This is a genomic window from Lentibacillus songyuanensis (assembly GCF_039548255.1).
GTDB classification, from domain to species: Bacteria; Bacillota; Bacilli; order Bacillales; family Amphibacillaceae; genus Lentibacillus_C; species Lentibacillus_C songyuanensis.
The window spans coordinates 205,852-218,384 of the sequence record NZ_JBCLVH010000001.1 but is presented as its reverse complement, the minus strand read 5'-3'; the positions used below and the strand labels follow the sequence as shown (position 1 = coordinate 218,384).

13 protein-coding genes are annotated in these 12,533 nt (G+C 42.1%); 9 read left to right on the top strand and 4 right to left on the bottom strand.

Going from position 1 to position 12,533, the window contains the following annotated elements:
* Positions 1 to 131: 131 nt before the first annotated feature.
* The 8 genes from WMZ97_RS01050 to WMZ97_RS01015 all read left to right on the top strand — a co-directional run bounded on the left by WMZ97_RS01050 (position 132) and on the right by WMZ97_RS01015 (position 7,849).
* Positions 132 to 488, top strand: coding sequence for a lmo0954 family membrane protein (locus tag WMZ97_RS01050; protein WP_343270193.1), 357 nt, complete (start codon positions 132 to 134; stop codon positions 486 to 488).
* 16 nt (positions 489 to 504) lie between these two features.
* Positions 505 to 1,140, top strand: a complete 636-nt coding sequence (locus tag WMZ97_RS01045) for a PspA/IM30 family protein (RefSeq protein WP_343270192.1) — start codon at positions 505 to 507, stop codon at positions 1,138 to 1,140.
* 106 nt (positions 1,141 to 1,246) lie between these two features.
* Positions 1,247 to 1,978, top strand: a complete 732-nt coding sequence (liaF, locus tag WMZ97_RS01040) for a cell wall-active antibiotics response protein LiaF (protein ID WP_343270191.1) — start codon at positions 1,247 to 1,249, stop codon at positions 1,976 to 1,978.
* Positions 1,975 to 3,015 (top strand): sensor histidine kinase, encoded by a 1,041-nt coding sequence (locus WMZ97_RS01035; RefSeq protein ID WP_343270190.1) that lies wholly within the window; start codon positions 1,975 to 1,977, stop codon positions 3,013 to 3,015. Before liaF ends, WMZ97_RS01035 begins: the two co-directional genes overlap by 4 nt.
* Entirely contained in the window at positions 3,008 to 3,637 is a 630-nt protein-coding gene (locus tag WMZ97_RS01030; RefSeq protein ID WP_343270189.1) for a response regulator transcription factor, read from the top strand. Before WMZ97_RS01035 ends, WMZ97_RS01030 begins: the two co-directional genes overlap by 8 nt.
* 637 nt (positions 3,638 to 4,274) lie before the next feature.
* A complete protein-coding gene (locus WMZ97_RS01025) occupies positions 4,275 to 5,174 on the top strand; it encodes a TetR/AcrR family transcriptional regulator (protein WP_343270188.1) in 900 nt (299 codons plus the stop codon).
* Between the two features lie 173 nt (positions 5,175 to 5,347).
* Complete coding sequence (locus WMZ97_RS01020; protein WP_343270187.1) at positions 5,348 to 5,983, top strand: HlyD family secretion protein; 636 nt, start codon at positions 5,348 to 5,350, stop codon at positions 5,981 to 5,983.
* Positions 5,984 to 5,995: 12 nt separating this feature from the next.
* Positions 5,996 to 7,849 (top strand): DHA2 family efflux MFS transporter permease subunit, encoded by a 1,854-nt coding sequence (locus WMZ97_RS01015; protein WP_343270186.1) that lies wholly within the window; start codon positions 5,996 to 5,998, stop codon positions 7,847 to 7,849.
* Between the two features lie 276 nt (positions 7,850 to 8,125).
* On the opposite strand, the gene WMZ97_RS01010 is transcribed toward WMZ97_RS01015, so the two are convergent.
* On the bottom strand, positions 8,126 to 8,680 hold the full coding sequence (locus tag WMZ97_RS01010; RefSeq protein ID WP_343270185.1) for a TetR/AcrR family transcriptional regulator: 555 nt from the start codon (positions 8,678 to 8,680) through the stop codon (positions 8,126 to 8,128).
* A gap of 129 nt (positions 8,681 to 8,809) precedes the next feature.
* On the opposite strand from WMZ97_RS01010, the gene WMZ97_RS01005 reads away from it, so the two are divergent.
* Positions 8,810 to 10,237 carry an MDR family MFS transporter gene (locus tag WMZ97_RS01005; RefSeq protein ID WP_343270184.1) on the top strand — a complete coding sequence of 476 codons (1,428 nt, stop codon included), beginning with the start codon at positions 8,810 to 8,812 and terminating at the stop codon, positions 10,235 to 10,237.
* Positions 10,238 to 10,389: 152 nt separating this feature from the next.
* Here WMZ97_RS01005 and WMZ97_RS01000 read toward each other — a convergent pair whose 3' ends face one another.
* The 3 genes from WMZ97_RS01000 to WMZ97_RS00990 all read right to left on the bottom strand — a co-directional run bounded on the left by WMZ97_RS01000 (position 10,390) and on the right by WMZ97_RS00990 (position 12,531).
* Positions 10,390 to 10,779 carry a cobalt transporter gene (locus tag WMZ97_RS01000; RefSeq protein ID WP_405027639.1) on the bottom strand — a complete coding sequence of 130 codons (390 nt, stop codon included), beginning with the start codon at positions 10,777 to 10,779 and terminating at the stop codon, positions 10,390 to 10,392.
* Between the two features lie 299 nt (positions 10,780 to 11,078).
* Complete coding sequence (locus WMZ97_RS00995; RefSeq protein ID WP_343270183.1) at positions 11,079 to 11,552, bottom strand: thioesterase family protein; 474 nt, start codon at positions 11,550 to 11,552, stop codon at positions 11,079 to 11,081.
* Positions 11,553 to 11,580: 28 nt separating this feature from the next.
* Positions 11,581 to 12,531, bottom strand: a complete 951-nt coding sequence (locus WMZ97_RS00990; protein ID WP_343270372.1) for a 3-hydroxyacyl-CoA dehydrogenase NAD-binding domain-containing protein — start codon at positions 12,529 to 12,531, stop codon at positions 11,581 to 11,583.
* Between the last annotated feature and the right edge of the window lie 2 nt (positions 12,532 to 12,533).

Genomic DNA, 12,533 nt, shown 5'->3' with positions numbered 1-12,533 from the left:
GTTAAGGCGGAATAAAATAATCACCCGTGTACGCCTGAAGTCCTAGTCAAAGATATGGCGCAGGCTGGTTACCGAAAGCGCAACACTTCCCGTATGATATAAGTAGCATTTCGAAAGGAGGCGAATCCCGTATGAAAAAGTTTCTTTTATTTGTTGGCGGACTGGCTGCCCTCACCATTTTGATTGTCAATCTGGGGCCTATGGTGCTCATGGGTGTGGGCATCTGGTTATTGTATATCGTATTTAAACAGTTCTTGAAGAGCCATTCTACCCTGGCTAAAATTGCTTGGGTCATTATTGGATTGTTGCTGGTTAGCATGGTGCTTTCCAATGTGCCCGCACTAATAGGACTTGGCGCAGCCGCGGTTCTTTACTTGATCTACAAAAACTGGAAACAGGATAATGACGAACCTGAAGTGGAAATTATCGACAAAAGCGATGACCCGTTCACTAATTTTGAATGGGAGTGGAACCATCTAAATCTCTAAAAAGGAGCAACTAAACATGACAGCAAATATATTTACACGTATCAAAGATTCCATCTCTGCGGACTTGCACACCATGATGGACAAAAAGGAACAAAAAAACCCAATGGCCGCTCTCAATCAGTACCTACGCCAAAGTGAACAGGAGAAAGAAAAGGTACGCAAACTGATTGAACGCCAATACAAGCTGCGGGATGGGTTTTCCCAGGAATATTTGAAAGCACAGGAAATGGCCGATAAGCGTCAAAAGCAAGCAACGATTGCAGAAAAGGCTGGGGAAGCGGACATGCAGCAATTTGCTCAAAAGGAATATGAAGAATATCAGGCACGTGCAGAGCGCATGAAAGAATCCCGGGCGGAAGCAATTCAACAGCTGGATGCCATGGAACAGAAATATGCCGAAATGAAGCATAAACTCAAGGATATGCATTTGCGTCGAATGGAATTGATGGGACGGGAGAACACGGCTCGAGCGAATCATCAGATGAATAAAGTTAATACGGAAGCAGTTGATAAGCCGTTCTCGCGCTTTGAAGAGATAGAGAATTATATTGACGGTCTGGAACATCAGGTGAACCGTTCCTATTACCGCAGTACATTCGATGCAAAAATTGACAAACTGGAAAAAGAGTTAGAGCGAAATATAGCGGAATAAGCAATCCAAATATGCTATAATAGGCGCTCAAGCAGACACGAGTTAACCTATTATAAGCGGGATGATACTTCTTATCCTGAAGGAGATAGTCAAGGAGGGTGCGCCGATGTTTAACCGTTTATCAACAGACACATGGAACTGGATTTTACTCATTGGTGCCATCCTCTTTGCAGTAGAAATTACCTTCTTTCACGGTGGCACGATTATTTCTGCCTTGATTTCTGGTTTTCTCATTTATTTTGGTAAAAAGCGTTTCCATAAACTGCATGGAAAAATCATCTTTTGGATTGGTGTTGTTGGGCTGGCGTTTTCTGCTATTAGCATGTTAGCGGTGCGCTTTTTTATCGTTGTCGTCATCATTCTATTCGCCTTGGAATACTATCGCACGCAGAAGGAACCATATGTGATCCAGCCAAATATTGCGGAACAACAGGAAGTCCATACCGAAGCGATCATCGAGCAAAAACCATTGTTCACGCACCGCATCTTTGGCAATCAGGAAACAGATGACACCGCTTATCAATGGCGTGACATTAATATTCACAGCGGAATCGGCAACCGAATCATTGATCTGAGCAATACAGTGCTGCCGAATGATACCGTGATTGTGTCCATTCGCCACATTGCCGGCAATATCGAGATCTTTGTTCCATATGATGTAGAAATCAGTTTACACCACAGTGCAGTATTTGGCCGGGCAGACATTTTTAACAAACGCCATCTTAAATTAATGAACGACACCATCTTCTATCAGACACAACATTACGATGATACAGTGCCGCGCATTAAAATTATCACCTCCGTTATGTCAGGGAACATTGAGGTGAGGCGCATATGAGACATATTATTCGGCAAACATTGATAGCTATGTCCTATGGCATCATCATTCTAATGCTTGCGATCGGCGTTATGCTATATATATTTGAAATAGACTGGAAAACATTATTCACACAGAACATAAACAATATTCCACTTGTAGGCATCCTGCTGATGATTCCCATTCTTATCGGGGTCATTATTGGAATCGTTACCGGGTCCTATTGGTCACAGCATATCCAACGCATAACAAGACAGCTGGAGCAATTAGTAAATGGGCAGCCCTTAAGTCAGGAAATTAACCCCGAGCAAGAATTACAAGAGATCCAACAACAAATGGAAAAGATTCAGGAAAAAATCAAGCAACAAACAGAACTGAACCAAAAAATGGCAACAGAGCGGGCTGTGGAGCGTGAACAAAGCTTACAGGAAATCGTGCTGCAGGAACGGAGTAAATTGGCACGGGAGTTGCACGACTCTGTCAGTCAAGAACTGTTTGCCGTTTCGATGATGATGTCCGCCATGAATGAAACCAAACTGCCTATGGACGAGGGAATACAGCAACAACTGCAAACAGTGGAAAAAATGATCAACCAGGCACAGTTGGAAATGCGCGCATTGCTTCTTCATTTGCGTCCGGTTGCACTAAAAGGAAAGACGATGCAGGAAGGGATCCAGGATCTATTAAATGAACTACTGCAAAAGGTTCCACTTGCCATTGAATGGAAAATAGAGGCGTTTTCCGTTGATAAGGGAGTAGAAGATCAGTTATTCCGCATTTTACAGGAGTCTGTTTCCAATACTTTGCGTCATGCAAAGGCCAATACGTTACGCGTTATGCTGATCAAGCGAGATGGATATATCATACTCCGGGTCGCCGATGACGGGGTCGGATTTGACATGAAACTGGAAAAGACAGGATCGTATGGACTGGAAACGATGCGGGAGCGTGCATATGAAATCGGTGGCTCCTTTAAATTAATCAGTCTGCCCAACCAAGGGACGAACCTCGAAGTAAAAGTTCCAATTCTAGGAAATGAAGGTGATGTAAATGATTAGTGTGTTATTTGCAGATGATCATGAAATGGTACGCATTGGTGTATCCGCTTATCTCGCTGCGCAACCTGATATTGAAGTCATTGCTGAGGCAGATGATGGGCATGCAGCAGTAGAACAGTCCCTTCGTTTACGGCCGGATGTCATCTTAATGGATCTTGTGATGAAGGACATGAATGGCATTGATGCGACCAGAGAAATTATCGACCAGTGGCCTGAAGCAAAGATCGTGATCATCACCAGTTTTTTAGATGACGAAAAGGTTTACCCTGCGTTGGAAGCTGGTGCCACCAGTTATATGCTAAAAACATCTAAAGCGAGTGAAATTGCGGACGCCATCCGTTCTACATACAACGGGAAGCCGATCCTTGAACCGGAAGTTACCGGAAAATTAATGGACCGCATGCGCCAGAAACCAGCAGATGTGTTACATGAACAACTCACCGAACGGGAAATGGAAATTCTTCTCTTGATGGCAAAAGGAAAAACAAACCAGGAAATTGCAGATGATCTCTTTATCGCACTAAAAACCGTTAAAGTCCATGTCAGCAATATCCTTGGCAAGCTTCAAGTGCACGACCGTACCCAGGCTGTCATTTATGCCTTCCATCATGAGCTTGTCTAACCAACAGGGCTGGAAGAAGACTACTGAAAAAATACTTTTTATAACTCAGGGTTACTGGATTAAACTCTTTTAAAAAGGATCGTATTACTACGATCCTTTTTAAGTTTGCCACCGATGCATCGATAGAAGACCGCGGTTTTCAGACCGTGCCCACTGGCATGCTCCAACTAATAGAAATTCAGCCATGATTTCTTCCACCGTCATTGATGGCTCTCCACCTTCAACTATACCATACAGTCAGAAATTAAAATTCGATTATAAAAGGGTGACATAATTTTTCTAAAAAAAAGTAATATTACAGCTCAGGAAAAACGTTGATTTCTACACGAAAAACTATATGGTCAACATTTGGTTAATATGTAAGCGAAATATTATCTGTTTCATAAATTGTTATAAATTAAGGTTTGCGTGCCAACACCTAGTTGTTTTTCTCTGAAAAAAGTCACGAATCCTTTAACAAAAAAATTGACAAAAACCATTCGGTCAATTAGAATAAAAAACACTTTCTACTTTGCAGTTCTTTTATGACTGGTCGGTCATAAAATTAAAAAGCATCATTATTCTATAAAGAAATGGGCAAATTGCGACACCCATAAAATATCATGCAAACTAGCAATCAACCAAGGAGGGAGGAACAATGAATAAGAAAGAAGAGATTATGCAGTCGGCTGTTCGTCTTTTCTCAGAAAAAGGTTACGTTTCTACATCAGTCCAGGAAATTGCCAATAGCTGTAAAATTTCAAAAGGAACATTATATAAGTACTTTGATTCGAAAGAGAAATTATTAATTCAAGTTATCGAGCACAGCCATAAAAAAATGATGCAAAATGCTGTCAATGTTAATTTTGATTCATCTTTGTCTGCTAAAGAAAAACTCATCAAAAAAATTATCATACAGTTTGAAGGTTTTCGAGATAACAAAGACTTTATATTGATCCTATTGAGGACTATACTGCCTCAAAACAACTCCGAAGTTTCCTGTCTTATTAAGCGTATAAAAGTTACCATGTTAAACTGGTACAAAGATTGTCTAACTGAAGTCTATGGAAGTAAAGTAGAACCTTATATTTGGGATTTTTCCATCATGCTCCAGGGGGTTTTGAGAGAATATACTTCTCTGTCGTTTCGTGATAATAAAGACATTGATTCCCAACATGTTGCCCGTTTCGTAGTTGAAACATTTGAAAGAATGATTGAACACACAATGGATCTGCAACCTGTTTTAACATCTCGTGAGATGGCGGATTTCGAAACCATCGCAACAGATTTCGAAGCAGAACCTCTTGATGAACAGCTCCGGAAACTGTTGAAAGAACTCCGGGAAAAGGTCCTAACTTCACCGATTCCTGAGCAAATCAGGCACGAGTCGATTGCAGCCGTTCACTATTTGCAACAAGAAGTACAGGAGCAAAAACCGAGAAGCTTTTTAATCAAATCACTCCTGTTATATTTAGCACAGATCGAAACTTGTGAGCCTATTATACGCCGTATGGAGGTAATCCTAAAGGCAATTTGTACTGAAAAAAGTGGAGAATGATGTGTGTTTTATCATAAAAAAAAGGTATCGATATGAACCCTGCTCAGGCATCTGGTGGCTTAATATAAAAACAAATTACTAGTATAGCAGAAGCATAGTTCAATAGATGGCTCTGCTGCAACGATAACATAGATGAATAAAAAAGAAATTCGTAACGAAGGGAATGGAAATAAATGAATGCAAAAAAAATGATCATGGTTAATATTGTTGTATTAATCATCCTAATTGGCGGTGGAATCACTGGATACTATTTTTATTATCAAGCGGCCAATTATGTAAAAACGGACGATGCTAAAATCGATGGAAAAATGATCACAATCGGAGCTACGGCAGATGGCAAGCTATCTGATTGGGACGGAGAGGTTGGCAAGAAATACAACAAAGGGGATACATTAGGAAAAATTGAAACGCCATCGGAAAACGGCATGACCAAGAAGAACGTTACGATCCCTCAAGATGCAACGATTGTAAAAGATGACACGGTGAAAGATTCCATGGTCGCAGCAGGAACGAAACTGGCTCAAGCATACAATTTAAATGATCTATGGATAACAGCTAATATTAATGAAAGCGACATTGATCATATAAAAGTGGGAAAATCGGTAGACGTTATTGTGGATGCCTATAAAGATACAACCTTAACTGGAAAGGTAGAGCAGATTGGTCTCGCAACGAATGATACCTTTTCCTTGCTGCCCTCAAGTGGAAATGATGACGATAATGTAATTCCGGTCAAAATATCCATAGACGATTACAAGGGGCTCCGGCTTGTTCCAGGAATTAACGCGCACGTTAAGATTGACCGATAGGAGGGTGATTCTATGTCCTTCATGATGACAGGATACATCATTTTTGCGTTGCTTGTTCTTGTTTTAGTCAATGTTGCTATACGTGTATCAGGCAAAAAAAAGACAGAACGTGCGAAACAACAAGCGATCGCTCGTTCTACTGATGATGAACAAGTCAAAACAGCGGCACATGAAACACGAACGGAAAAAGAAGATGCTCCAACCAACTCTCGAGAACCAGCTATGGTGGATGCAAAACAGCAAGATGAACATGACGTTCCAATAGCTGAACGAAGCAAACGTTACACGAACAAAAAGCAGCAAAAAAATGACGCCGATCCCTCTTTTGATCCAAGAGAAATCAAGAAGGGGCCCCTTATGGCCGTTATGCTGCTCGGAGCCTTTGCAGCGATTTTAAACCAGACATTGTTAAATGTGGCAGTTCCAAAGATTATGGAAGACTTCGATGTATCTGCCAGTACAGCGCAATGGTTAACAACAGCATACATGTTAGTTAATGGGGTTTTGATCCCGGTTACAGCCTTTTTGATGCGGGCGTATCCAACAAGAAAAATTTTCATTACAGCCATGAGCCTGTTCGCTGCGGGTACGATTCTTTGCAGTTTTTCCCCGACATTCTTTGTCTTGTTGCTGGGAAGAATCATCCAGGCATCAGGTGCGGGAATGCTGATGCCATTGTTAATGAATGTATTTTTAACCATTTTCCCACCAGAAAAACGTGGGGCAGCAATGGGAACAGTCGGCATTGTAATCATGTTTGCCCCTGCAATCGGACCGACGCTTTCGGGATGGATTGTGGAACATTATTCATGGCGGGTTCTGTTCTACGTTGTATTGCCATTTGCGATCGTTGACATTATATTAGCGTATTTTTTATTAAAAAATGTACTAAAGCTGACCTTTCCGAAGATCGATATCTCAGGGATCATTCTTTCCACAGTCGCATTCGGTGGAATCTTATACGGATTTAGTGAAGCAGGAAATGATGGCTGGAGTTCAGCAAAAGTCATCCTTTCATTCGTCATCGGTGGCATTGCACTCCTGTTATTTATCTGGCGTGAATTGGTCGCTGAGGAGCCAATGCTGGAGCTTCGGGTCTTCAAATACAACATGTTTACATTATCAAGTCTCATCCGTTTAATCGCCGTGATGGCTATGTTTTCTGCTATGCTGCTGATCCCGATTTACATGCAGACGATCCGCGGTTATACAGCATTGGAATCCGGATTACTGTTGTTGCCCGGTGCCATCTTGATGGGTATTTTTCAACCGATTACCGGCATATTATTTGATAAAATCGGGGCCCGTCCACTTGCTTTGATTGGACTTGCGTTAACCGTGTGGACAACGTGGGAATTACATGATCTATCCGCAACAACATCGTTTAGGTTTATTATGATTATCTACGCTCTGCGCATGGTCGGGCTAGCAGGGGTGATGATGCCAATCATGACAGCAGGACTCAATCAGCTTCCACAACGGTTAAATGCACACGGAACCGCAATGGCTAACACATTGCAGCAAGTCGCAGGATCCATCGGGACTGCTGTTATGGTTTCCATTTATACTGCCCAGACGAAAACACATATGGGAACGATTAGTAACCAAATGACATCTGAACATACCCATCAGCAATTTTCAGACCTGGTCCATCAGCTTATGGGAGCCACAGGAATGTCATCCGACGCGGCTGGAGCTGCTGGACAACAAATGATTTACGGTCAGGCATACAAACAGGCATTGATTGAAGGAATGAATGATTCATTCTATGTTGCCGCCATTTTAGCTGCGATAGCATTTGTTTTGTCATTATTCCTAAAACGGACCTATCCACCTGATGAAGAGCAAGAAACCAAAACAAGGTGAGCATGGAGATCGTCCTATTAGGAGACAATCAATGGTTTGCATGAAAGAAGGCACAATTAGCGGGGGTAATCTGCTACTTGTGCCTTCTTTAAGCTCCCGTAAACTAACTGCAAGACTAGATGCAATAGATCCTGCTTAATAAAGGGAAACTTCATTAAGTGGGGGGTCCTTCTCGAAATCCCGAATTAAAAGGTAAACGGCTTATGCTTAATTTTTCTATACTCAAAAATTAACAATTCCATCAGGGAAGCCTTTTATTGCCAATTTACCTATCCGCTATTTTATTAGAGGAAGAAATATCTCATCTATAATCTCTTCAATTGTCTGCTCTGTTACAGGTTCATATGTGGTTAATAGTTCATGTCTAACCAGATCGACGGGAAGTGTTGCTATCCTCGCCGATACTTTTTCTGCTTTTATTTCTCCCCGCTCAATTGCTTGTTTTAGAATTGTCTGCATGGTATTCGTTCTTCGCATATTTAATAACTCGGAAAATGGAATCCCTGCAAGTACAGTCATTAACCCATGTATGGTCTCGGGGCCAATGGTGGAGATAAGATTATTGATTCGTTTCAATACGATAATAACGTCACTCCTTATAGATCCTGTATTCGGAATGTCATCGATTGGGTTTGGTATGTTTTTCTGGATTGCAGCTAATACAAGTTCCTCTCGATTCGCCCATCTGCGGTAAATCACTGGTTTACTTGTTTTTGCCTTGATCGCAACTTCTTCTATCTTCAAATTTTGGTATCCAACATCCATCAATTCTTTCCAGGCAGCTTGAAGAATAGCATCTTCCAGCTCCACGCCCCTTCTTCTCGTATGCATCGTTCCATCTCCCTTCTTTTTCACCTGCACAACTTGAAATAAAAAACCTTGCGTTTCTTATTATTTTATTATATCATATTTACGAATAGGAAACTTAAAGTATCTTATATACAAAAAGGAGTCTTAAAAATGGATAAAGCAATTAATAATGAAAAAATTGATCCAGCTGTCTTAAAAATAGCATGGATTTTGCTAATAGGGGTTTTAGCCCCTTTGTTTGACACAACCATTATGAATGTAGCCATCGATACGCTGGGTCATTCATTAGACGCACCTGTTTCTATGGTTCAATGGGTTATGACCAGTTATTTAATCGCACTTGGCATCGTTGTCCCTATTTCAGGATGGGCATTGGATCGTTTTGGTGATAAAACGATGTGGATCTTTGCTTTAAGTTTATTTCTAATAGGATCCATTTTATCCAGTTTAGCCTGGAATATTGAAAGTCTTATCATATTTAGAGCCGTCCAGGGACTTGGCGGGGGATTGATGATGCCGATTATGCAAACCATTGTCGTGCGGGCTGCTGGTGGCGAAAAGTTAGGAAAGCTGATGGCCATCGTAGGCTTACCTGCACTACTTGGTCCGATTTTAGGCCCTGTTTTAGGCGGCATCATCATCAACTCGCTTGATTGGAGATGGGTTTTTTATGTTAATATTCCCCTTTGCGCAGTTGCCTTAGTACTGGCAATCTGGAAGCTGCCAAAGGATAGTGCTCCAAATAGATCGCAAAAATTAGACATCATTGGATTATTGCTGCTCTCACCTGCCGTTATTTTAATTATTTACGGACTTAGTTTAGTTAGTGACTATCATGGATTCCTTCATCAGCACGTCCTGATTCCAATTGGAGTCGGCATCATAATCCTGATTCTTTTCTGTATGCATGCATTAAAAAAGAAAAGCAAATCCATCATGAATATCCTGCTGTTTAAAAATCGCTCTTTTACAGCTTCCTCATGCCTGTTGTTTCTATCCGGGTTAAGTTCTTATGGGGGAATGCTTTTGCTGCCATTATATTTCCAGCAAGTTCGGGGAGACAGTGTGCTTATGGCCGGAATTTTACTAATACCCCAAGGAGCAGGAATGCTGCTCACTCGTTCCGTGGCAGGCAAGCTGACCGATACAATCGGTTCGCGATGGGTTGTCTTTTTGGGTACGGCGCTTACCATACTTGGTACCATTCCGTTTGTCTTTAGTGAGGCAGATACATCCACCGTGCTCATTTCTTTGGCGCTGATTCTGCGTGGTGCCGGGCTTGGTGCCGTATTGCTTCCAGTTATGGCAACCGCTTATATCGGATTAAATAAAGAAGAAATACCCCATGCAAGCAGTATGACACGGATCCTCCAACAAATCGGCGGTGCCTTTGGGGCTTCGGTACTGGCAATTATTTTACAAAGCCAATTTCATTCCCTGCAAGCGATTGATATTACCGCCCGTAATATAGCGTTCAACCATACGTTTATGTGGTCAACCATCTTTACAGCAATCTCCTTGATTTTTGTTGTCATGTTGCCCACTAAATTAAGCAAAAACCAATCAGTTGCTAAATAGAGAAAACAATTGGGGTATTTGGGCTTTCGAGCGTGGCGTCCCCACCACATTCCTTATCTATTTTGGATTGAGATATCTCAAAAAACAAAAGCTGCCACGATTGAAATTGTTCGTGGCAGCTTTTATTTTCGTCCTTGTTTGATAATGCTTTTTTAGTAGTATCCATAATATGGCGGGTACGGATAATTAGGATAGCCCTGATATGGTGGGTAAGGTGCTGATGGGTAAGCTGGATAATATCCAGTATTAGGGTAAGGTCCATATGGCGGGTAGCCCCCGTATGGAGGGAACAAAGAGCCAGCCAGCAAACCTCCTGCTAATCCACCCAGAAAAGGCACACCGCCTTGGAAGCCACCGTGAGCTCCATGTGATCCATGAGGCGGTTTACCATGACCACCATGGTGCCCTGGATTCCCATGGTGGGGTCCGCCATGATATCCGCCTCCATGTCCATGCTTCGGTTCTCGCATCATTGCCTCTTGCACATCCCCTTGCTGGTATGGAAAAGGCATTGGATCCGCTTGATACCATTCATGATTCATGTTTTTCCCTCATTTCAAAATAATCCTTTATCCATACAGCATATGCAACCGCCTATTGAGGTTACTGGGCAGTTGTCCTTAAGATTACAGATTATTGTTCATTTCAGCAGGAGACCCTTCCATAGCGGGAGTATGCAGCAGATAGTTGCGTATTTATTTCACCAGCCTAGAAACTGACAGGATAGCAGGATGACGCAGACCTAATAAAACAACCTGCTTCATCCGTGATAACCATTTAGCCCCAACAAGCACCTCTAATTCAGTTAAACCGTATGGAGACTTTTTCGAGTTTAGTATCTCTATGTTCGTCTAATACCAATAACACGGCCAACTATTTTCGGCTTTTCCTCCAATGTGTGCTGCTTAGCAAGTTCCTTTACACGCGTAAAAATGGCGTCTGGAAATGGTGCAGCTTTCCCTGCCGTCTGATCAATGCCCATCAGCATCTGTTCACATGTTGCTGCATATTTCTTATTTTCACCGATCAATTCATAAAATAGATGTACACGTTTGTCATCATAATCAATCACTTGCATATGAATTTCAAATGATTCACCGTAGTTCATTTCATCCAGATAGCAGATATGATTTTCCATAGTAAAGATCGTGTACTGCGTCTGTTCACGAAAATCATCGGTAATACCAATCCATTTCATGAAGCGGTCCACGCTCCAGCTAAATGCACGGGCATATGCAGCATCATTCATATGACCATTATAGTCAATCCAATCTTTCGGTACCTTGTCCTTAATCAGGATTGTTGGTTCACCCACATAAACCCTCTCCTTTTTAAAACTTTTGCTACAGCTTTCCTGATAAGTTTGCGCCTGGCCAATACTTTTCCAATAATTGCTGCAGCTCAATAAGGAATTGATCGCGACGTTCTTCTAGTTGTTCCATTTCTATTTCTTTGGTTTGACCTTCCGTACCCATCACAACTTTGTCGGCCAGTTCATCTGTTAATTCTGGAGCTTCTAATTTCGTCCATGGAAGTTTCAGTGCCGGGCCAAATTGTTCCAGAAGATGGCGCATACCTTGCTTGCCTCCACCCATGTGTAATGTTAAGAATGGCCCCATTAGTGCCCAACGCAAACCCGGACCGTAAATAATGGAAGCATCTACTTCTTCCGTGGTTGCCACCCCATCATTAACGATGTGCAAGGATTCACGCCATATTGCCTCCATTAAGCGATCAGCGATATGCCCTTCAATTTCCTGTCGAACGATAAGTGGCTTCATGTTCATAGACTCATAAAAAGATTGCGCCGTTTCGATATAGCGTTGCGCTGTTTTTTCACCGCCAACCAGTTCCACAAGTGGCATCAGGTACACTGGATTGAATGGATGGGCCACCATTACCCGTTCAGGATGGTACGTACAATCGGCTTGTAATGTACTTGGCAATATACCAGATGTACTGGAGGCTATAACCGCTTCCGCTGGTGCATATCGATCAATATCCGCAATCACGCTTCGTTTTAATGCTTCTCGCTCAGGAACATTTTCTTGAACAAAGTCTGCTTGCTCTAACGCTTTTTGCAGATCTTGTTCAAAGGATAGATTATCTATGGCTGCCCCATCAGCCAAACCCATTTTCTCCATGGCTGGCCATGCTAGCTGCACAGCGTTGCGGGTTTTACCTTCAGCAGCTGGGTCCGGGTCAAAAGCCGTTACGCTGTATCCATTTGCTAAAAATCGTGTAATCCATCCGTTGCCAATCACGCCTGTCCCCACGACAGTTATTTGTTTCATTG

Bases quoted from the DNA above. Each gene is read 5' to 3' on its own strand.
- WMZ97_RS01050 (WP_343270193.1), top strand. From the start codon at position 132: ATGAAAAAGTTTCTTTTATTTGTTGGCGGACTGGCTGCCCTCACCATT.
- WMZ97_RS01045 (WP_343270192.1), top strand. From the start codon at position 505: ATGACAGCAAATATATTTACACGTATCAAAGATTCCATCTCTGCGGAC.
- liaF (WP_343270191.1), top strand. From the start codon at position 1,247: ATGTTTAACCGTTTATCAACAGACACATGGAACTGGATTTTACTCATT.
- WMZ97_RS01035 (WP_343270190.1), top strand. From the start codon at position 1,975: ATGAGACATATTATTCGGCAAACATTGATAGCTATGTCCTATGGCATC.
- WMZ97_RS01030 (WP_343270189.1), top strand. From the start codon at position 3,008: ATGATTAGTGTGTTATTTGCAGATGATCATGAAATGGTACGCATTGGT.
- WMZ97_RS01025 (WP_343270188.1), top strand. From the start codon at position 4,275: ATGAATAAGAAAGAAGAGATTATGCAGTCGGCTGTTCGTCTTTTCTCA.
- WMZ97_RS01020 (WP_343270187.1), top strand. From the start codon at position 5,348: ATGAATGCAAAAAAAATGATCATGGTTAATATTGTTGTATTAATCATC.
- WMZ97_RS01015 (WP_343270186.1), top strand. From the start codon at position 5,996: ATGTCCTTCATGATGACAGGATACATCATTTTTGCGTTGCTTGTTCTT.
- WMZ97_RS01010 (WP_343270185.1), bottom strand. From the start codon at position 8,680: ATGCATACGAGAAGAAGGGGCGTGGAGCTGGAAGATGCTATTCTTCAA.
- WMZ97_RS01005 (WP_343270184.1), top strand. From the start codon at position 8,810: ATGGATAAAGCAATTAATAATGAAAAAATTGATCCAGCTGTCTTAAAA.
- WMZ97_RS01000 (WP_405027639.1), bottom strand. From the start codon at position 10,779: ATGAATCATGAATGGTATCAAGCGGATCCAATGCCTTTTCCATACCAG.
- WMZ97_RS00990 (WP_343270372.1), bottom strand. From the start codon at position 12,531: ATGAAACAAATAACTGTCGTGGGGACAGGCGTGATTGGCAACGGATGG.